Raw genomic sequence first — 20,800 nt, forward strand, 5'->3', positions numbered from 1 at the left:
CGGGTTTTTTTATGGCGGTTATTCGGTCTCTTCGGGGATCACCGGAGGCGGAAATCCGCCCAGTTCTTTCCAGCGATTCACAATGCCACAGAACAGGTCTGCGGTTTTTTCCGCGTCATAGGCGGCGGAATGGGCTTCCTTGTTGCTGAACGGAATGCCCGCGAGTTTGCAGGCCTGGGCCAGAACCGTGTGGCCATAGGCTAGGCCGGCCAGCGTGGCGGTATCGAAGGTTGAGAAAGGATGGAACGGGTTACGACGGATGTCGGCCCGCAGCGCGGCTGCAAAGATGAAGTTATGGTCAAAGGTGGCATTGTGGCCCACCAGGACGGCTCGCTTGCAGTCGTGGTTCTTCACCGCCTTGCGAATGGGGCTGAAGATCTCGCTGAGTCCTTCCCGCTCGGGTACCGCTTCTCGCTCCGGATTCCACGGATCAATACCGGTGAAATCAAGGGCGGACTGCTCCAGATTCGCGCCTTCGAACGGATCGATCTGCTGAACGTGGGTTTCAGCGCGCCGCACCCAGCCGTCGTCGTCCATGGTCAGTATCACTGCCGCCACTTCCAGCAGGGCGTCCCGCTCGGGATTGAAGCCAGCGGTTTCCACGTCGACTACAACAGGCAGAAACCCGCGAAAGCGGCGGGACATGGGATGCGGTGGTTTGTTTTCGTCAGTCACTCAAGCTCCGGTCTTGGCCGTGTGTGAGAAGGAATAAGTCAGGTTTACGCCAGTTTCCAGTGAACGGTTTCACCAGCCTCGAGGGGCACGATGGTTCCGTCAGCCAGCGGCAGCTCTGCCGGCATGGTCCAGGGGGCACGAATCAGTGTGATGGTATCGGTATTCCGCGGTAGGCCATAGAAATCAGGCCCGTTGAAACTGGCGAATGCTTCAAGTTTATCCAGGATGCCAAGCTCTTCGAAAATGTCCGCATACAGACCGATTGCGCCGTAGGCCGAATAACAGCCAGCGCAACCGCAGGCTGCCTCTTTGCGATCCTTTGAATGGGGGGCGGAATCCGTGCCCAGGAAAAAGCGTTTGTCGCCGCTGGCCACCGCGTCCCTGAGCGCCTGTTGATGGCGGTTACGCTTCAGGATTGGCAGGCAATAGAGATGCGGTCGAATGCCGCCTACCAGCATGTGGTTGCGGTTATACATCAGGTGCTGGGGCGTCAGAGTCGCACCTAGGTTGTCACCGGTGTGCTGCCGGACAAACTCTGCGGAATCGGCCGTGGTGATATGTTCCAGTACAACCTTCAGGTTCGGGAAAGCCTCGAGAGTGGGTGCCAGGACACGCTCCAGAAATACCTTTTCCCGGTCAAAAATGTCGATATCGGCATCGGTTACCTCGCCGTGTACCAGCAGCAGCATGCCACAATTGGCCATGGCTTCCAGAACCGGGTAGATGTTGCGGATATCCTTCACGCCGGAGTCGGAATTGGTCGTTGCTCCGGCGGGGTAAAGCTTGGCGGCCACAACGCCTGCAGCCCTGGCATCCCGGATGGTCTGTGCCGTCATGCTCTCGGTCAGATACAGCGTCATCAACGGCTCGAACTCGGTGCCATTGGCAGCCGCCAGAATGCGCTCCCGGTAGGCTGTGGCATCGGCTGCGGTGGTAACTGGCGGTACCAGGTTGGGCATGATGATGGCGCGACCGAAGCAGGCGGCCGTAGCCGGTACCACGTCCTTGAGAATGTCGCCGTCCCGTACGTGAAGGTGCCAGTCGTCGGGGCGTGTGAGCGTGAGCTTGTCTGTCATGGCGTTTGTCCGAAATACCTTTGGCGGGGCGAGCTTGTGCCCGGTTCTCTGGGAGCCGAAAAAATTTGGCGAATTATACCAGAAGGCTCGGGTGATTGTTTTCCGGTTGGTGGCTAAAGAACTTCCGGCTCAGGCCGTTAAACGGTCTGACTCTGCTAACTCCGGACACTGATGGCTAGCTCTATGGGATTTCGCCCCGGACAACTCCTGAATACTCTGCTGGTTGCCACGTTGCCCGTGGCGCTTCTGCCGGCAACCGCGCAGGCTGCCAGCTATGGCGCCGGAATCGAGAACAGCCAGTGGTATCTCGCCGAGTCGGTATTTGAATGCCGGCTGGTGCACGAAGTTCCCGGCTACGGTCGGGCGGTGTTCAATCATCGCGCCGGTGAAAGTCTCAGCTTTTTCCTGGAGTCTGATTCTGCATTGATGCGACCAGGGCGCGGCAGCCTTGTGGTCGAGGCACCGGCCTGGCGTCCGGGTGTGGCGCCGAAGCCCCTGGGAACGGTAAATGTATCGGATGATCGCCGTCAGGTCTCGCTGGATACCCGTCAGGCGTTCGTGGTCGCCCATGGACTTCTGGACGGGATGCGCCCGACGGTAACCAGGGAGTCGTGGTTTGATGGCCGCCCGGTGCGTGTTCAGGTCTCCAACATCAACTTTGCCGGCGAGTACCAGCGTTATCAGCGCTGTACGTCCAATCTTCTGCCGGTAAACTTTGATCAGATCCAGCGCTCGAGGGTGCCCTTTGCCAGTGGCAGCACGCAATTGTCCGATGCCGACAGGCAACTACTGGATAACATCGTCGCTTATGTGAACGCAGATTCCACGGTTGAGCGGATTTTCGTGGATGGTCATAGTGACAGTATTGGCAGCCGGATCGACAACCGTGCGCTCTCCGAAGATCGCGCCAATGTGGTGGCTGACTACCTCAAGGCGAGCGGTATTGATGAAAACATGATTACCGTTCGGGCTCACGGCGACCAGTACCCGGTATCCAACCGGCCCGCCGATAACCGCCGCACCAATATCCGCCTGCAACGGGCCGGTGACCGCCCGGAACTGCAGCAGGCTAACGGCTATGGCGGCGAACCCAGGGGCTGATTGGCGTCAGTAAACCGAATCCAGTACTTCCAGGTGGGCATTGACGCTTTCCGCCAGGGCCCGCAGATGGTACCCGCCCTCCAGGGTTGAAATGATCCGGTCATTGCTGTGCTCACTGGCGACACCCACAATCATTTCCGTTAGCCAGCGATAATCTTCCGTATCCAGATTCAGTTCTGCCATCGGATCCAGCCGGTGGGCATCAAAACCCGCCGAAATCAGGATCAACTGCGGTTTGAATTCATTCAGGCGCTTCAGCCATCCCGCCTCCACCTGCTTACGGTACTCTTCAGACGAACAGTTTGCCTCAATCGGAATATTCACGATGTTGTCGGCCTGCCGGTGCACGTGGGAGTGCGGGTAGAAGGGATGCTGGAAGCTTGAGCACATCAGGATACGCTCGTCGCCACTGACAATGTCTACGGTGCCATTGCCCTGGTGCACGTCGAAATCGATGATCGCGACCCGCTCCAAATGATGAAAGGTGAGGGCGCGCATCGCGGCCAGGGCAACGTTGTTGTAAAAACAGAACCCCATGGATTTCGCCCGCTCGGCATGGTGCCCGGGCGGCCGGGCACACACAAACGCGTTGGTAACCTGGCTGCTCATGACCATATCCACGGCCTGGATATTGGCACCAGCTGCCAGACGAGCGGCTCGAAGGGTGTCGGGCATCATGGCCGTGTCCGGGTCGGTAAACACGCGGCCGCGGGTCGGTTGCATCAGGTCCAGTTGATGGAGATATTTTTCCGGATGCACCATCAGAAGCTGATCACGGGTGATTTCTTCCGGCCGCACCCAGTCCAGCTTCTGGTCCAGGCCAGTATCAGCAAGGTAGCTGATGATGGCCGCCAGCCGCTCAGGGCTTTCCGGATGTTCCGGCCCCATGTTGTGTTTCATGAAGTCATCGTGGGAAAAGAATGCCGTGGTCATACGTCTCGGACTGCCTTCGATATGCTTATATTTTCTTCAAGCTTATCAGGGAAAACTGCACGATGCCGTGTTTCTTTGGTCTTATAACGGCGATAGTCATTTCACATCGGGGTATCAAGGCCTAAGATAAGAGTTACACTCATAAGTAACCTGTTTTATTACATTTATTTCCCAACGGTCTGCCGGCCGCATACAAAGGAGAGTCAGCTTGAGCACCCGGTATCTGGAGAGCCTGTTTAATCCCGCGTCCATTGCGGTGATCGGTGCGTCGGAGCGGGCAGACAACCTTGGCGGTATGGTGTTGCGGAACCTGATGGGGGGCGGTTATCCCGGCCGGTTACTGGTGGTTAACCAGAACGATTACGACAACGTGCACGGGGTGCCCTGCGTCAAGAAAGTCTCGAAAATGGAATTTTCCCCGGACCTGGCAATCATCTGTACGCCGCCGGATACCGTGGCCAAGACCATCAAGCGGCTGGGGGAGGCCGGGGTGCGCACCGCGATCGTTATGACCGGTGGCATGTCACGTACTCACAGTAAAACCGGCCAGCCCCTGATGTATTCCGTTCGTGAAGCGGCCCGGGAGACCGGAATCCGGGTACTGGGCCCCAACACCATTGGCCTGATGGTCCCGGCACGCAGCCTGAACGCTACCTACGCCCATATGGGCGCCATCCCTGGCCGGGTTGCCTTCGTTGGCCAGTCGGGCACCATCGCCAGTTCGGTCATAGACTGGGCATTCGCCCGTGGTGTGGGGTTTTCCTATTTCCTGACCCTGGGCGATGGCATGGATATCGATCACGACGACCTGATCGACTACCTGGCGCAGGATACACAGACCCGTGCGATTCTCCTGCACATCGAAAACATTCCCAATGCCCGCCGCTTCATGTCGGCGGTTCGGGTGGCGTCCCGCACCAAGCCGGTGATTGCGGTGAAGTCCGGTCGGGTACCGGAGTCGGAGTGGTTTCCCCACGACCTCCCTGATGGCCTGAAACGCAGCGATCCGATCTACGACGCCATGCTTCAGAGGGCAGGTGTGCTCCGGGTGGATGGCCTTGGCCAGATGTTTGATGCGCTCGAGACATTGACGCGGATGCGTCCCCTGCGCCGCGAAACCCTGGCGATCATGGCCAATGGGGTCGGCCCCGGGGTGTTGGCCGTGGACCGGTTGGCCGATCTTGGTGGTGAACTGGCAGAGCTGTCGAAATCCAGCATTGAGAACCTGGCCGAGCTGCTGCCACCTTACTGGACCCGTAAAAACCCCATTGACCTTAACTACGATGCCTCGCCGGAACTTTACGGCCAGGCCATCAAGATCCTGGCAAAGGATCCGGAAGTGGCAAACGTTCTGGTGATGTATGCCCCGAGTCTGACGGAGGACAGCCTGCAGATTGCCGACGCCGTTGTGCAGGCGTCCAAGGGCACACGTCTGAATGTGTTCACCTGCTGGCTCGGCCAGAGTACGGTCATGGATGCTCGGGAAGAGTTTTACCGGGCCGGGCTGCCGTCGTTCTTCAATCCCGAAAAAGCCGTGATGGCATTCATGCAACATGTTCGTCACCAGCGGGTTCAGCGGCTGCTTACGGAAACGCCGGAATCCTTTACCGATCACTTTGCAGACCGCACCCATACCCGTCATGTGGTCAACAGGGCACTTCGAGCAGGTCGGTATCACCTGTCGAACCGGGAAGCGCGGGACCTGGTGCGGGACTACGGGATCAGCACCATCGAAACCATGTACTGCGACGATATGGAAGAGGTGCTGGAGGTGTTTGCGGTTGAGCGGCGCCCCATCGACATTACCATCATTCACGAGCAGGCGTGCCATCCTTTTCTGGACCTGAGTCCGACCCAGCGTCGGTACAAGGGTACGGTCCAGAAACTGAACAGCGAGGCGGCCATCATGGATTCGTGCCGCTACCTGATGGAGGAGTACAAGAGCCATTTCCCGGAAAGTGGATTTCTAGGGTTTGCGGTTCAGCGTTCCTACCAGCACGTGGGTGGGATCGAGTTCAGTGTCGGCATTACCCGGGACGCATTGTTTGGGCCCCTGGTGGTTTGTGGTGCAGCTGGCGCCCAGATCAACGTGATGACCGATCGTCAGATCGCACTGCCGCCATTGAACATGGTGTTGGCCCGTGAGCTTCTGCGCCGTACCTACATGTACAAGCTGCTGAAAGAACACAGCCTGAAGCCGGAGGAGGATATCCGCGCGGTGTCCGAGACCCTGGTCACCCTCTCACAGATCGTTATCGACATTCCGGAAATCAAGGGGCTTGAGATCTCGCCCTTGCTGTTCAACGAGCAGGGGGCCGTGGCTGTCAATATTGCCATCAATCTGGCCGACAAGCCGGGGCGGCCGATTATTCAGCCTTACCCGCGGGAACTGGAGGAATGGATTGTTTTGCCCAAATCCGGGCGCCGGGTCATCATTCGACCGGTACTGGCGGAAGATGAGCCTGCCCATCGGGCGTTCCATGAGTTGCAGTCGCCGGAATCCATTCGTTACCGGTTCTTCCAGTATCGCAAGCATTTCTCTCGCGAAGACGTAGCCCAGATGGTGCAAATCGATTACGACCGGGAGATGGTTTTTATTGCCAACGCGCCCAGGGAAGACGGGGAAGGCGAGGAAACCCTCGGAACCGTGCGCACCTGGACCGATGCCGATAACCTGCAATGCGAGTTCGCGGTCATGGTGCACGATAAAATGAAGGGCGAAGGCCTCGGCGTTGCCCTGATGCAGAAGATGATCGATTACTGTCGGGCCAGGGGTACCGTGGAAATGGTGGGCAATGTGCTGCCGGATAATCGTCCCATGTTGCAGCTGGCTGAACATCTGGGCTTTGAAATCAAGTTCAACACCGAAGAGGAAGTGATGGATCTGCGGCTGGTCCTGAACGAACCGGAAAAAGACTGGCAGAGAGAGCGGCTGGGAAAGATTGCCCACTGAAGAGCGCAAGGGAGGCCGGGTCAGACAAGACGGGTATCTGACCCGGTTTTAAGGCTTTACTCTTCGACAATCGCAGAGCGATCTTCGCCGCCGAGCGCTTCCAGGAGCCCTGGAATCAGCCGGGACAGCTCAAGGGTCATGAGCGTGAAAGCCGCATCAAACTTGGCAGCGTGGTCGTCCACGTCGACATCGTCCAGTTGATCCTGAAGTGTTTCGCCGAATTTGAGGCGACGGATGCCCAGTTCTTCATCCAGCACAAAGGAGACGTTGTCGTCCCAGGTCAGGGACAGCTTGGTCACCTGCATGCCCGCATCCAGATGGTTGCGGATTTCATCGGCTTTCAGGTCCAGGCCTTTGCAGCGCACCACGCCGCCATCTTCAGACGGATCCTTGAGTTCGCATTCAGTGCCCAGAACCACCTTGCCGGGCAGGTCGATGGATTCGTTCAGCCAACCGGTAAAGGTGAAAGCAGGTGCCTGTTCCACCGCGGGTGGACGAACCGGCAGCGATCCGAGGCTCTTGCGCAGAGTCGAGGCCAGATCTTCCGCCTGCTTGGCGGAACCCGCGTCCACCACCAGAACACCGTCCTGGGGGGCGAGGTAGGCAAAGGAGCGGCGGTTCTTGGAGAAGGCCTGGGGCAGCATCTCCAGCATTACCTGTTCCTTGATTTCGTCCTTTTCTTTGCGCCGGACCTTCCGGCCCTGCTCGAACTCGATGGCTTCGGCCTTCTCCTCAACCGCTTCTTTCACCACCGGGCCGGGAAGAATCTTTTCCTCCTTGCGCAGGGCAATCAGGTGATAGCCGTTGGCACTGTGAACCAGCTGTTCGCCATGCTTGCCCAGGGGCGGAACCCAGCCCTGGCGGCTGGTTTCCTGAGGTCCGCAGGGCTTGAAGGCGTCGGCCTGGAGCTTTTCTTCCAGCTCTTCGGCAGAGATATCAAAGGGTTTGGTAAATCGGAATACGCGGGCGTTGCGAAACCACATCAGGGCTGGTCCTTGTCTTTCATATTTGCATGATCTCTACGAGTACGGTTTTAACGATAAAACCCACAACGCCGGCGCCCAGCACCGTAAACAGTGCGATGGTGCCGAACTTGCCGGCCTGGGATTTCTTGGCCAGATCCCAGACGATGACACCCATCCAGACAATCAGGCCGGTCAGAAACACCAGCATGGCGATCTGGGAAAACATTGCTTCGTTCATTGCTGACTCCGATTTCAACGTGGATTACTGTTCATCCCGCAGGAAAACCCAGTTGTTCTTATCGGATTGGTCTTCGCTGAAGTAATAGCCTTCGAGGTTGAATCCCTTGAGGTCGTCGGCCTGGGTAATGCGGTTCTGAATGGCAAACCGACACATCAGCCCCCGGGCTTTCTTGGCATAAAAGCTGATCATCTTGTACTGACCATTCTTCCAGTCCTTGAATTGGGGGGTAATCAGCCGGCCTTCAAGGTCTTTCTTCTTTACGCTTTTGAAATACTCGTTGGAGGCAAGGTTGACCAGCACGCCGTCGTCATCCGCAAGCAGCCGGTTGATCTCCTCTGTGATCTTGCTGCCCCAGAAGGCATACAGATCCTTGCCACGGTTATTCTCGAACCGGGTACCCATTTCCAGGCGGTAGGGCTGCATCAGGTCCAGCGGTTTCAGGACGCCATACAGACCGGAAAGCATGCGCAGATGCTGTTGGGCAAAGTCGAAGTCCTGTTCACTGAAGCTCTCGGCGTCCAGGCCGGTGTACACGTCACCTTTGAAAGCCAGCACAGCCTGCCGGGCATTCTCGGGGGTAAAAGGCGTGTGCCAGTTCTGGAAGCGCTCGGCGTTCAGCTGCCCAAGCTTGTCGCTAATGCTCATCAGATTGCTGATCTGGTGCGGCTCCAGCGTTTTAAGCTGGTCGACCAGCTCGCAGGCATCCTCAAGGAATTCCGGCTGAGTATAGGTACTGGTCGCCAGCGGACTCTCGTAATCCAGCGTTTTGGCAGGGGAAATAACCATCAACATGTCAGGCAATCCTCATTGCAGGAATGTAAGTAAGTCATCCCTGGTAAAAGGCCAGTCCAGTTCCACACCGGTATCGTTGCGTCGGAGCACCGGTATCCGGGTACCGTAGCGTTCTACCAGTTCTTCGGACTGGGCAATGTCCACCACGTCTACCGGGATCGGCTCCGGCATGGGCGTGCTTACAAGCAGGGCTTCGGCCAGTTCACACAGGTGGCACTGAGAGGTTGTGTAAAAAAGCAGTTCCATTATTTCGGTTGTGCGTCCAGTTTCTGGCCGTTGACGCCCTGGCTGTCCTTGCCCATGAGGTACAGGTAAATCGGCATCAGGTCCTCTGGTGCCGGATTTTGCTGTGGATTCTCCGCCGGATAGGCGTGGGCTCTCATGTTGGTACGGGTCGCGCCGGGGTTCAGACTGTTTACCCGGACATTGTGACGCTCATCGTCCAGCTCTTCGGACAGCAACTGGCTCAGGCCCTCTACGGCAAACTTGGAGACGGCATAGGCGCCCCAGTAGGCTTTTGCCTTGCGGCCGACACCAGAGGAGGTGAAGATCACCGAGGCGTCGTCGGATTTGCGAAGCAGGGGAATCATTGCCCGGCTTAGCAGGAACGGCGCCGTTGCGTTCACGTGCATGACCTTGTTCCAGGTCTCCGGGTCATAAAGCTCCACAGGACTGCGGTCGCCCAGAATTGCCGCGTTGTGCAGCAAACCATCCAGCTGCCCGAAGTTATCTTCCAGGGTCATAGCCAATTCTTCGTAGTCTTTCACCGCGGCGCCCTCGAAGTTCATGGGCACGATGGCAGGCTTGGGGTGGCCGGCTGCTTCAATTTCATCGTAAACCGTTTCGAGTTTGCTGACCGTGCGACCTACCAGTACCACGGTGGCGCCATGGGCGGCGTAGGCCTTGGCTGCAGCCCGGCCAATGCCACTGCCGGCACCCGTCACCATTACGATGCGGTCTTTCAGAAGATCGGCGGGTGCTTGGTAATCATGCATAACCTGTCTCCGTGTCAGGCTGTTACCGGCTGAACACCGGATCCTAAATTTGATGGGCTATTGTAACAGCTTTGCCAGGTCCGTGACGGTGTCGGCGATGAGGTCCGCTTGCCACAGGTCAACGGCTTCCGGCTCCTCGATGTAACCGTAGCGGACGGCGATGGTTTTCATGCCTGCGTTACGCCCGGCTTCGATGTCCCGTTCGTGGTCGCCCACGTAAATGCCGGTGGCGGGATCGGCGCCGATCTGCTGGCAGGCCAGAAAGAGGGCCTCCGGATGAGGTTTGCGCTGGGCAACGTGATCGGGGCAAACCAGCGCCGCGCACCGGTCAGCCAGGTTAAGGGCCTCGATCAGTGGAACCGCGAACCTGGCAGGCTTATTGGTCACAATGCCCCAGGGAATACCTTGCTCCTCGAGGGCTTTGAGAAGCTCGTCCATCCCCTCGAACAGGCTGGTCTCCACTGCCACGCCCGCCTCGTAGAGGTCGAGGAACGCGGTGTGTTTTTCCAGGTATTCCGGATGTTTCGGTTCCAGGCCGAAGCCGACCCGGATCATGGCGCGCGCGCCGTTCGAAACCGAGCGTCGGATATGCTCGTGGGGAAGGGCGGGGAGCCCGTGGTGTTCCCGTAACTGATTCAGGCACCGGATAAAGTCCGGTGCGGTGTCAATCAGCGTTCCATCCAGGTCAAACAGGACCGTGGAGGCTCGATGCGTGGTTTCAGGCTTCACGAATATCCCTGGCATGCATCAGATAGTTGACGTCCACGTCCCGACCGAGCTTGTACACCTTGGTGACGGGGTTATAGGTCATGCCCGTAAGTTCACGGACTTCCAGCCCTGCGTGGCGAAGATGGTCGGACATTTCCGATGGCCGGATAAATTTCTTCCATTCGTGGGTGCCTTTGGGTAGCAACCTGAGCACGTATTCCGCCCCCACAATCGCGAAAAGAAACGATTTCGGGTTCCGATTGATGGTTGATACAAACAGATGGCCGCCCGGTTTCAGCATGGCGGCACAGGACCTCACCACCGATGCGGGATCCGGCACATGCTCAAGCATTTCCAGGCAGGTAACAACGTCGTACTGGCCCGCATGTTCGCTGTCCTCGGCCAGTTCTTCGATGGTGATCTGGCGATAATCCACATTCACACCGCTCTCCATGCCATGCAGCCGCGCGACGGCCAGCGGAGCCTCGCCCATGTCGATACCGGTAACGTGGGCGCCGCGCTGGGCCATGCCCTCCGACAGCAGGCCACCACCGCAGCCGACATCCAGAGCGCGCTTTCCGGCCAGGGAAACCCGCTCGTCGATGTAGTTCAGCCGCAGGGGATTTATATCATGCAGTGGCTTGAATTCGCTCGAGGGATCCCACCAGCGGCTGGCCAGGGCCTCGAATTTGGCGATCTCGTTCCGGTCTACGTTCTGGTTTGTCATGGTTGGTTCTGCCTGGTGAATCAATAGGAAATCGGTTAGTCAGCCTTTGTGCGGATTCGCCCGGCCCAGTCCTCAACTCGAAGCATGAGATCGGCAACGTCAATGCGGGTAAGCCGGCCATCCTGTACTTGTGGTACGCCGTTAATCCAGCTGTGGCTTACTGATCGACCATGGTTGCTGTATACGAGGTGCGAAGCCGGGTCGTAGACCGGCTGCAAAAACGGGTCGCTCAGGTCAATGGCAATGATGTCCGCCAACTTGCCCTCGGCCAGAGAACCCAGTTCATGGTCCCGCCCCAGAGCCCTTGCCCCGTTGATGGTGGCCATCTGCAGGGCCTTGTGCGCCGATAGCGCCGAGGCATCATTGGCCACTACTTTGGCCATCATGGCGGCAGTCCGGAGTTCCCCGAACAGATCGAGGTCGTTGTTGCTGGCGGCGCCGTCGGTGCCTATGGCGACGTTAATCCCGCTATCGAGGAGTTCCTGCACCGGACAAAGGCCGCTGGCCAGCTTCAGATTCGATTCCGGGCAGTGGATAACATGGGCGCCCGTTTGTTTAAGCAAGCTGATATCGCTGGCATCAATCTGGGTCATGTGTACGCACTGGGTCTCTGGGCGGAGCAGGCCGAGATCCGCCAGTCGGGCTGTCGGCCGTTGACCCAGCTTTTCAGTAGCCTCGGCCACTTCGAATGCCGTTTCGTGCAGGTGGATCTGGATGGCTGCGCCGGTCTTTTCCGAGAGCCGGACGGCTTCAATCATCGGGCCGTCGGACACGGTGTAGGGTGCATGGGGGCCAATGGCCGGCATGATGTAGCCATCGTTTTTCCAGCTGTCGATAAAGTCAGCGCCCTTGCGCAGGTATTCCTCGGGGCCGGCACCCCACGGCGTCGGGAAGTCGAGCAGCGGAAAACAGACTTGCGCACGAATGCCCGTATCGTGCGCCATCTGAGCCGCAATTTCCGGGAAGAAATACATGTCAGAAAACGTGGTGGTTCCCGTACGCAGCATCTCGGCCATGGCCAGTTGGGTCCCATCGGCAATGAACTGCTCGCTGATAAAGCGACCTTCGGCCGGCCAGATATGGTCATTCAGCCAGGTCATCAGCGGAAGATCGTCTGCCATGCCCCTGAACAGGCTCATGGCCGCGTGGCCGTGCATGTTGATCAGGCCGGGCATGACGACGTGGTTCGGAAGATCAACGGTTTCCCGGGTTCTGAACGATCTGTCCGCCTGTTCCTGGGGAATGACTGCGGCAAGGCGGTCACCCTGGATAATCACTGCATAATGCTCAAGTACCGTGCCTGCCGGCTCAATCGGGATCAGCCAGCGCGCGTTGATGCGAATATCGGCTGCGGTGATAGTGTCTGCCGTCATTTATCCTGCCTTACAGCGCATGGCGCGGAGCTTCCACACCTTGAAAATGTAGCCCGGAAGTATAACCGTTATACTGGCAGTTTTCAGCGCTGAAAAACCGGAGCAGTCTTCTATGACAACAACCCCGAAACCCTCCCAAGAACGGGCCATTGGCACCGTTGCGATTCGCTGGCACGGCAGCAGTCTTGAGCTGCTGGATCAACGCCTGCTGCCGGGAGAGGAGCACTGGATAACGCTGGAAGGCGCTGCCGGGGTAGCGCAGAGTATCCGGGATATGGTGGTTCGGGGCGCTCCTGCAATCGGCATCAGTGCAGCCTACGGGGTGGCCCTTGCGGCCAGACATGCCGGTGGCGGGGACTGGAAGGCCGAAATCAAACAGGCCATTCGCGAGCTTGCAGCTTCACGTCCGACCGCAGTAAACCTGTTCTGGGCGCTGCAGCGCATGGAAAGGATTTTCCACGCGTGCCATTCGCTGGACGAAGCGGTAAAACGCCTGGCCTCGGAGGCCCGGGCCATACATGAGGAAGACCTGGCCGCCAACTTTGCCATGGCGGACCATGCCCTTGAGTTTATCGGAGCAGAGGCACCGTTTTCGGTGCTGACCCATTGCAATACCGGTGCATTGGCCACCGGGGGCTACGGTACGGCACTGGGCGTTGTTCGTCGTCTCTATGAGGAAAAGCTGCTGGCAGACGTCTATGCCGACGAGACTCGCCCCTGGCTTCAGGGTGGCCGGTTGACGGCCTGGGAACTTTCACGCGACGGCATTCCCGTCACGTTGAATGCCGATGGTGCCGCTGCCGCCATCATGGCCCGGAAAGACGTACGCTGGGTGATCGTCGGCGCGGATCGAATAACTGCCAATGGTGATGTGGTCAACAAGATCGGCACCTACAGCCTGGCGGTTCTGGCCCGCCATCACAAAGTGGGCTTCATGGTGGTCGCGCCTTCAAGCACGGTGGACATGGCCACGGCGTCAGGGGCAGATGTGGCCATTGAGGAGCGCGACGGCATTGAGATCCGGGAGATACGCGGTATCGGGTTGGCGCCGGAAGGCATCAACGTATTCAATCCGGTCTTTGACGTGACACCGGCAAGCCTGATCGACGCGATCGTTACTGAAAAGGGCGTGGTGCATAACCCGAATATAACCGGTATGCAGGCGTTATTTGGTTGACGGTGGGGTGCGCTCCGGCTGCTTCTTTTTGGCGGCAGGCTTGTCTGGTGACCTTTTCACGTCGGGGTGCTTTTCCTCGTAGGTGGCCCTGAGTTCGGCCACCTGCCGTTCCTGCTCCTCAATAAAGTGCAGGGACATTTCAAAGCTTTGACGGGTGAACTCCAGCACTTTCTGGAAACCTTCATCCGAGAGCGTGCGAGCGTCATCATGCCGGCGGAAGATGTTGATAAACTCCCGCTCCCGCTCAAATTGCAGGGGCAGTCTCGCCACGCCCCAGTCATTCAGAATCTGCCAGACTTCGGGATTGTAGTTGCGCGTGGTGCGCATGATGAACGGGATGGGATCGTTTCTGGCAATGAGGGCTGCCAGACGTAGTATCAGTTCGAAGGACAGGGTGGTGGTGCCGTTCTCTATAGCCTCCAGGACGGACTTGTCCCGCAGGTTAAGGGCCTCGCTCATTTCAGATACGGTGAGGCCGGCCACTTCGCGGATGTCTTTGAGAGACTGGCCTGCTGTGAGCATTGCCCGCAGCTGATCCTGGGAATTGATCAGCGCCCGGCCCACCCGAAGAGACGTATCCGTCGCCTTGACCCCGAAGCGGAGCGCAGACCCGGTAAGGCTTGCCAGGCGGTCGATCAGGCCTTCCGGCGTTCGTTCCTGAGCCGCCGGTTTCTCCAACCCTTCCACTTCCTCCAGGGAGCGCATGGCATGTAGCGCGTCCAGTAGCATGTCTTGCAACATCCGTGCTTTCTGGTGGCTATCCTGTCCGCCTGCGTCCTTCTCAGTCATGAGACTTGGAGCTGCCTGTTCAACGTGTCACTGCGGCGGCCGGAGACTGTGCCGCAAATTGCTGGGGATCCAGGATCGATGCCATGCGGTTATCAAGGTCCAGCATGTCGGCCATGATATGTCCACCTTCCCGTATCACGAAATCCAGCTCCTCATCGGTGGAATTCAGGTCCGCCGCCTGCTGGTCTTGCCAGTCTTCAAGGTCTTCCAGCGACTCGAACGGTGTCTGGCCTTTCAGTTCACGACGGGCATTTGCGATCGTGAGCCGTGTGCGTTCAATCTGTTCGTGCTCAGCGCGGCGTTCTTCCAGGTTGAGGCTGACGCTGTCGGTGGCGCGCTGTTTGGTCAGGAAGTCGATCTCCTGCTGCAGCAGGCTGAACTCAGGGTTGGTTGAGAACCGCTCTTCGTGCCGCTTGCGAAGCTCATCGATAATGCCGCTGAAATCGAAGTAGCGTGTATGCGGCACGGCCTCGATCTGGTCCCAGGGCAGGGCATGATCCAGGGCGTCCTCACCGATGCGGGTCTTGTCGATACGAGAAGGAATCTCGATGTCCGGGATAACCCCTTTGTGTTGCGTGGAGCCGCCGGATACCCGATAGAACTTGGACTGGGTGATCTTGAGTTGCCCGTGGTTCAGGGGACGCACAGCCTGAACGGTGCCCTTGCCAAAGGTCTGGGAACCGACAACCAGTCCGCGGCCATAGTCCTGGATGGCGCCGGCGAAAATTTCGGACGCTGACGCACTCATGCGGTTGGTGAGTACCACCAGAGGCCCGTCGTAGGCCACGGAAGGATCCTCGTCATTGAGTACCTGCACATCGTTATTGGCGTTGCGAATCTGAACGGTGGGGCCCTTGTCAATAAACAGGCCGACCAGATCATTGGCTTCGTGCAGCGCACCACCGCCGTTGTTTCGCAAATCCATCACCAGGCCGTCAACGCCGTCGGCTTCGAGCTCCGCAATCAGGTTGCGGACATCGCGGGTCGTGCTCTTGTAATTCGGGTCACCAGCCTGCATGGCCTGGAAATCCGCATAGAACGTGGGGATGGTAATGACGCCAATCGTATATTCCTTGCCGCCACGTTCAAGACGTATGGTGTCCTTGCTGGCGCTCTGCTCTTCCAGCTTTACTTCATCGCGTTTGATGGCGATGGTCTCGGTAATGGTCTCGTCGGAGGCATTGGCCGGAATCACTTCCAGTGTGACGGTCGAATTGCGCGGCCCACGAATCAGATCCACCACTTCGTCCAGACGCCAACCGATCACATTCACCGGTTTTTCGTCTTCCTGTGCGACAGAAACAATGCGATCTGCGGGCTCAAGCTGACCCTGCTTGGAGGCGGGCCCGCCGGGTACCAGTCTCACCACCTTGGTGTATTCGTTGTCCGACTGAAGCACAGCACCGATGCCTTCCAGTGAAAGGCTCATGTTGATATTGAAGTTTTCGGAGGTGCGCGGCGAAAAGTAGGACGTGTGCGGGTCCCACATGCCGGTAAACGCATTCATATAGGCCTGGAAGGCATCTTCACTGCGGGCCTGGTACGCGCGCTTCAACTGGCCTTCGTAGCGGCGGCGCAGGGTTTCAACGATGGCTTCGTCTTCTGCCCCGTTCAGGCGCTGAGCCAGCACCGCATTTTTAATGCGCTTGACCCAGAGATCGTCCAGGGCCTTGGCGTTCGATTCCCAGTCCGCTTTCGAGCGGTCGACCAGAATACTTTCGTTGGCCGAGAAATCCAGCGTGTCGATGCCCTTGTCGATTGTTTCCAGAGCAAACTGGAGGCGCTCGATAATCCGTTGCTGAACCAGATTGTAAATATCGAACCCGGGCTGAAGCTGACCTGTTTTCAGGGCAGAGCCGAGTTGAGTGCGGATTTTGTCGAACTTCGCAATGTCGTCCTGCGAAAGATAGATTCTCTGCCCGTCGAGGTAATCCAGGTAGGCATCAAACACATCTCCGGAGAGTTCATCGCTGATTCCGAGGTCCCGGAAGTGGGTAAACTGCAGTTGACGGGCGATCAGGATATTGGCTCGCGCCTGATCAATCGTCGGTGCAACTGGCTCGTACACGTCTGGAGTTTCAACGTTCGCATGAAGCCCCAGTGGCGCAGACAACAGCAATGCTACAGTCATTGCCTTGCACACCCCGAACCGAACAGATCCGGCCGAAGAGCGACGAGCCATAATTCTTTCCGCGATGGTCATAAATGCTTACCCGACGGTGTTGGTAGCCCCTCGGTTTGCGAGGGAGTGTCTACCCGTGACTTATTAAATTTATTGTAGGCAAGCACTACACCCGATGCCATAGGCAGGGCGTATCGGATCGTGACAATCTGTCCATGAAGACGCCACGTTCGTAACCGAGGGATCATCAGGGTTGAGGCGTGTTGCACACGGGGAAACTGCCGGGAGAATCGGTAAATCCTCCCGGCAGCAGACGTGCAGAGGCTGAATCAGGCGAACGGTGTGTTCGTTTCCGCCTTTTCCTGCAACAGTTTGGGTGGTGCAAAGCGTTCACCATAGGTCTCGGCGAGCGCCGATGCCCGCTCCGTGAATGCTCTCACGCCATACTGATTGATGAACTGAATCGCGCCACCGGTCCACGGCGCATAGCCGATGCCAAAGATACTGCCGATATTCGCATCCTCTACCGTTCGCAATACGCCTTCCTCCAGACAACGAACGGTTTCGATGGCCTGAATGAAGAGGATCCGGTCTTTCAGCTCCTGTAGTTTGACCGTTCTTGCCTTCTCCGCGTTCACGAACAGAGTTTCCAGCTCCGGCCAGAGGTGTTTCTTGCCGTTGGCAGGGTACTCGTAGAAGCCCGCGCCCGCAGCCTTGCCCTTGCGGCCATGTTCGTTGACCATCGCATCAATGACGGCCTCCGCGGGGTGGGGATTCCAGGTTCCGCCGGCGGCTTCGGTATCCTTCCTGCTCTGGTCCCGGATGTGTTGCATCAGGGTCATGCTGACTTCGTCGGAAATCGCCAGTGGCCCGACGGGCATACCGGCCAGCACCCCCGCGTTTTCAATGCTCGCTGGATGAATACCTTCGCCAAGCATGCAGATGCCCTCGTTGACGAAGGTCCCAAAGACCCGCGAGGTAAAGAACCCTCGACTGTCGTTGACCACCACGGGAATCTTTCCGATCTGCTGAACGTAGTCAAACGAGCGCGCCAGGGTTTCATCCGAGGTTTTTTCGCCGACGATGATTTCTACCAGCTGCATCTTGTCGACCGGTGAGAAGAAATGCAGGCCAATGAAGTTCTCGGCGTTCGCAGAGGCTCCGGCGAGCTGGGTAATGGGGATGGTTGAGGTGTTGGACGCAAAAATCCCGTTTGCCACCAGTTTGGGTTCCGCTTCCTGGGTCACTTTTGCCTTCAGTCCACTGTCCTCGAAGACCGCCTCGATCACCAGATCACAGCCTTCCAGATCGTCTGACGAATCGGTGGCCTTGATGCGGCTCAGGATGTCTGCCTTCTGTTCTTCGGTCATTCGGCCACGACTGACCTTCTTGGCGAGCAGGTTCTCCGAGTAGCTTTTGCCTTTTTCGGCATTTTCAACGGAGACGTCTTTCAGCACCACATCGATACCCCGTGTCGCCGTTGAATAGGCGATACCTGCGCCCATCATGCCTGCGCCCAGAACACCCACCTTGCGGAAGGTTTCTTTCTCAACGCCCTCGGGGCGGCTGCCGCCCGCCTTGATGGCGTTCAACTGAAACCAGAAGGTGCCGGTCATGTTCTTGGCAACCTGGCCGATCACCAGTTCCGCAAAATACCGGGTCTCGATCAGGCTGCCGTTATCGAAATCGACCTGAGCGCCTTCAACGGCAGCGGAAAGTATGCGCTCCGGGGCCGGATAGCAGCCTTTGGTCTTCTGCTTCAGCATGGCCGGAGCGATCGCCAGCTTCTGCGCCATGGCAGGATGGTGGGGCGCGCCACCCGGGAACCTGAAGCCTTTCTGGTCCCACGGCTGCTGACATTTCGGGTTGGCCTCAATGAACGCTCGGGCTTTCGTGATCATATCGTCGGCAGAATCTGCCAGTTCGTTGATAATGCCGGCCTTGAGCGCAGCTTTCGGATTTACCTTTTTGCCTTCCATCAGGAACGGGAAGGCTGCCTCCAGGCCAATCATTCGAGGCAGTCGCTGGGTGCCCCCGCCACCCGGCAGCAGGCCCAGAGTCACTTCCGGCAGTCCAAGTTGAATGCTGTCGTCATTGATGGCGACACGGTAATGGCAGGCGAGTGCAATCTCGAGGCCGCCACCCAGGGCGGAGCCGTTGATGGCAGCCACCACGGGCTTTCCGGTGGTTTCCAGAAACCGCATGTGGGATTTCAGGCCGTTGACCATATCCTCGAAAGTTCTGGCGTCTTCGCGGGTGACCTTATGCAGTTCTTTCAGGTCGCCGCCGGCGAAAAACGTCTTTTTGGCGGAGGCAATGATGATGCCGCGAATGTTATCCAGGTCTTCCTTCACTTTTGCGGCGGTTTCCGAGAGGGCGTCCCGGAAAGCAGCGTTCATGGTGTTGGCGGACTGGCCGGGCATATCGATGGTGAGGGTCAGGATCTGGTCTGAACCCAGTTCGTAACGAATAGCACTCATAATTGGTTCTCCTGGAAAAGTGGACGGGTTCAGACGCGCTCAATGATGGTGGCAATGCCCATGCCGCCACCGACGCACAGTGTGGCCAGGCCGTAGCGCAGCTCGCGCCGCTCCAGCTCATCCAGCAGGGTGCCAAGGATCATGGCGCCGGTGGCACCCAGCGGGTGGCCCATGGCGATAGCCCCGCCGTTCACGTTCACTTTTTCGTCGGGAACCGAGAGTTCCCGCTGGAAGCGCATAACCACAGAGGCGAAGGCCTCGTTCACTTCAAACAGATCGATCTGATCGGCAGTCATGCCCGCCTTTTCCAGTGCCTTGCGCGCTGCCGGGGCGGGGCCGGTGAGCATGATGGTGGGGTCTGTGCTGGTCACGGCCGTGGCGATGATGCGAGCGCGCGGCGTCAGCCCCATGGCTTTGCCCTTGGCTTCACTGCCGATGAGCATGGCGGTGGCACCGTCGACGATACCTGAGGAGTTGCCGGCATGATGAACGTGGTTAATCTTCTCCACGTAGTGGTATTTCTCCCGGGCGACACCGTCGAAGCCCATCTCGCCCATCATCTGGAAGGAGGGTTTCAGGCCGGAAAGGCTTTCCAGGGAAGTGTTGCCACGCACATGCTCATCGCGATCAAGGATCACCACGCCATTCTGGTCAGTGATCGGAATGATGGACTTCGCAAAGTAGCCGTTCTGCCAGGCATTGGCCGCTTTCTGCTGGGATTTCACGGCAAAGCCATCAACGTCTTCACGGCTGAAGCCCTCAAGGGTGGCAATCAGGTCTGCGCCGATGCCCTGGGGCATGAAACCGGTATGTAGATTGGTTTCCGGATCTGTGGCCCAGGCTCCGCCGTCGGAGCCCATGGGCACCCGGGACATGGCCTCCACACCGCCGGCAACCACCATGTCCTCCCAGCCGGAACGAACTTTCATGGCTGCCAGATTCACGGCTTCCAATCCGGAGGCGCAGAAACGGTTCAGGGTGACGCCCGCCACTTTTTCATCCCAGTCAGCGGCCAGCGCTGCCGTCTTGGCGATATCCGCACCCTGGTCACCCACGGCGGTCACGCAGCCCATCACAATGTCGTCCACCTGGGCGGTATCCAGGCTGTTCCTCTCCTGCAGCGCATGGAGCACCGTGGTCAACAGCGAGATGGGTTTGACGCTGTGAAGTGATCCATCTTTTTTTCCGCGCCCCCTGGGGGTGCGGACTGCATCGAAGATATAAGCCTCGGTGGTCATTGCTTGTCCTCTGGTCATATTGTTTTCGGGTTTGATTTACCGATGACACAACCATAGCCGGTTGCGGTTGCAGGGGGTAATGACGCGGGCTGCCAATCGCATTGGCGAAATTGCTCATGAACCATGACAAGGAGGGGGCTGGCTTCTATGGTGTTAGAAACCGCAGACGAATTCGGGAGGCGGAAGCCATGTCTCTGCGAGATGCAATCGACAATTTCTACGAGCGGCTGGTGGTGGATGCCATCGAGGCAACGCGGGAGGAGTCTGACACAGCGGACTATCTGACCGATGTTATGTGCGTGGCTCTCAACCGACTGCCCACACGGTATTACCGGCATTCAATCGATATGATGTTTTACCTGGCGGACGAGGAACTCAAGGGGATGAAACAGAAATCCCTGGCCGCCGTAAAGGAAGCCAGGGAATTCGTCAGGGAACATCAGCGGGAGTAGACC

Annotated in this window: 19 protein-coding genes; 4 read left to right on the forward strand and 15 right to left on the reverse strand. The window is 58.2% G+C overall.

The features are described 5' to 3' along the window. Positions 1-18: 18 nt before the first annotated feature. Complete coding sequence (rnt, locus tag HP15_RS06080; protein ID WP_075267700.1) at positions 19-675, reverse strand: ribonuclease T; 657 nt, start codon at positions 673-675, stop codon at positions 19-21. Between the two features lie 44 nt (positions 676-719). Then, positions 720-1,751, reverse strand: coding sequence for a dihydroorotase (gene pyrC / locus HP15_RS06085; protein ID WP_014576669.1), 1,032 nt, complete (start codon positions 1,749-1,751; stop codon positions 720-722). 183 nt (positions 1,752-1,934) lie between these two features. Here pyrC and HP15_RS06090 point away from each other — a divergent pair, with 183 nt between their 5' ends. Next, positions 1,935-2,852, forward strand: coding sequence for a flagellar protein MotY (locus HP15_RS06090; protein WP_014576671.1), 918 nt, complete (start codon positions 1,935-1,937; stop codon positions 2,850-2,852). A gap of 6 nt (positions 2,853-2,858) precedes the next feature. Here the strand turns inward: HP15_RS06090 and HP15_RS06095 are convergent, their stop codons facing one another. Further along, positions 2,859-3,785: a histone deacetylase family protein gene (locus tag HP15_RS06095; RefSeq protein WP_008171440.1), complete on the reverse strand. Its 927-nt coding sequence runs from the start codon at positions 3,783-3,785 to the stop codon at positions 2,859-2,861. 208 nt (positions 3,786-3,993) lie between these two features. On the opposite strand from HP15_RS06095, the gene HP15_RS06100 reads away from it, so the two are divergent. After that, the gene (locus HP15_RS06100; RefSeq protein ID WP_014576672.1) at positions 3,994-6,738 is read left to right on the forward strand and encodes a bifunctional acetate--CoA ligase family protein/GNAT family N-acetyltransferase; all 2,745 of its coding nucleotides are present in this window, start codon (positions 3,994-3,996) and stop codon (positions 6,736-6,738) included. 56 nt (positions 6,739-6,794) lie between these two features. On the opposite strand, the gene rdgC is transcribed toward HP15_RS06100, so the two are convergent. The 8 genes from rdgC to HP15_RS06140 are packed head-to-tail and all read right to left on the reverse strand — an operon-like array spanning position 6,795 to position 12,539. Continuing rightward, on the reverse strand, positions 6,795-7,721 hold the full coding sequence (gene rdgC / locus HP15_RS06105; protein WP_014576673.1) for a recombination-associated protein RdgC: 927 nt from the start codon (positions 7,719-7,721) through the stop codon (positions 6,795-6,797). Positions 7,722-7,740: 19 nt separating this feature from the next. Continuing rightward, positions 7,741-7,941: a DUF2788 domain-containing protein gene (locus HP15_RS06110; RefSeq protein WP_008171445.1), complete on the reverse strand. Its 201-nt coding sequence runs from the start codon at positions 7,939-7,941 to the stop codon at positions 7,741-7,743. A 24-nt stretch (positions 7,942-7,965) separates the two neighbouring features. Next, the gene (yaaA, locus tag HP15_RS06115) at positions 7,966-8,736 is read right to left on the reverse strand and encodes a peroxide stress protein YaaA (RefSeq protein WP_008171447.1); all 771 of its coding nucleotides are present in this window, start codon (positions 8,734-8,736) and stop codon (positions 7,966-7,968) included. 12 nt (positions 8,737-8,748) lie between these two features. Beyond that, positions 8,749-8,982, reverse strand: coding sequence for a glutaredoxin family protein (locus tag HP15_RS06120; RefSeq protein WP_008171448.1), 234 nt, complete (start codon positions 8,980-8,982; stop codon positions 8,749-8,751). Continuing rightward, entirely contained in the window at positions 8,982-9,731 is a 750-nt protein-coding gene (locus HP15_RS06125) for a YciK family oxidoreductase (protein ID WP_008171450.1), read from the reverse strand. Before HP15_RS06125 ends, HP15_RS06120 begins: the two co-directional genes overlap by 1 nt. A gap of 57 nt (positions 9,732-9,788) precedes the next feature. Beyond that, the gene (gph, locus tag HP15_RS06130) at positions 9,789-10,460 is read right to left on the reverse strand and encodes a phosphoglycolate phosphatase (RefSeq protein ID WP_014576674.1); all 672 of its coding nucleotides are present in this window, start codon (positions 10,458-10,460) and stop codon (positions 9,789-9,791) included. Then, positions 10,450-11,166: a bifunctional 2-polyprenyl-6-hydroxyphenol methylase/3-demethylubiquinol 3-O-methyltransferase UbiG gene (gene ubiG / locus HP15_RS06135; RefSeq protein ID WP_008171454.1), complete on the reverse strand. Its 717-nt coding sequence runs from the start codon at positions 11,164-11,166 to the stop codon at positions 10,450-10,452. The genes gph and ubiG overlap by 11 nt, the downstream gene beginning before the upstream one ends. Before the next feature lie 35 nt (positions 11,167-11,201). Beyond that, positions 11,202-12,539: a TRZ/ATZ family hydrolase gene (locus tag HP15_RS06140; RefSeq protein WP_014576676.1), complete on the reverse strand. Its 1,338-nt coding sequence runs from the start codon at positions 12,537-12,539 to the stop codon at positions 11,202-11,204. Between the two features lie 112 nt (positions 12,540-12,651). Here HP15_RS06140 and mtnA point away from each other — a divergent pair, with 112 nt between their 5' ends. Further along, entirely contained in the window at positions 12,652-13,716 is a 1,065-nt protein-coding gene (gene mtnA, locus HP15_RS06145; RefSeq protein WP_014576677.1) for an S-methyl-5-thioribose-1-phosphate isomerase, read from the forward strand. Here mtnA and HP15_RS06150 read toward each other — a convergent pair. The 4 genes from HP15_RS06150 to HP15_RS06165 form a co-directional block, all read right to left on the reverse strand. Beyond that, positions 13,705-14,505, reverse strand: a complete 801-nt coding sequence (locus HP15_RS06150) for a helix-turn-helix domain-containing protein (protein ID WP_014576678.1) — start codon at positions 14,503-14,505, stop codon at positions 13,705-13,707. The genes mtnA and HP15_RS06150 overlap by 12 nt on opposite strands. Before the next feature lie 19 nt (positions 14,506-14,524). After that, positions 14,525-16,708 (reverse strand): carboxy terminal-processing peptidase, encoded by a 2,184-nt coding sequence (locus HP15_RS06155; RefSeq protein WP_041645141.1) that lies wholly within the window; start codon positions 16,706-16,708, stop codon positions 14,525-14,527. 248 nt (positions 16,709-16,956) lie between these two features. After that, a complete protein-coding gene (locus tag HP15_RS06160; RefSeq protein ID WP_014576680.1) occupies positions 16,957-19,107 on the reverse strand; it encodes a 3-hydroxyacyl-CoA dehydrogenase NAD-binding domain-containing protein in 2,151 nt (716 codons plus the stop codon). 29 nt (positions 19,108-19,136) lie between these two features. Further along, positions 19,137-20,345, reverse strand: coding sequence for an acetyl-CoA C-acetyltransferase (locus HP15_RS06165; RefSeq protein ID WP_014576681.1), 1,209 nt, complete (start codon positions 20,343-20,345; stop codon positions 19,137-19,139). Between the two features lie 188 nt (positions 20,346-20,533). Between HP15_RS06165 and HP15_RS06170 the strand changes: the two genes are divergently transcribed. Continuing rightward, a complete protein-coding gene (locus HP15_RS06170; protein WP_014576682.1) occupies positions 20,534-20,797 on the forward strand; it encodes a late competence development ComFB family protein in 264 nt (87 codons plus the stop codon). The last annotated feature ends 3 nt before the right edge of the window (positions 20,798-20,800 follow it).

This window comes from Marinobacter adhaerens HP15 (assembly GCF_000166295.1).
In the GTDB taxonomy this organism is placed as follows: domain Bacteria; phylum Pseudomonadota; class Gammaproteobacteria; order Pseudomonadales; family Oleiphilaceae; genus Marinobacter; species Marinobacter adhaerens.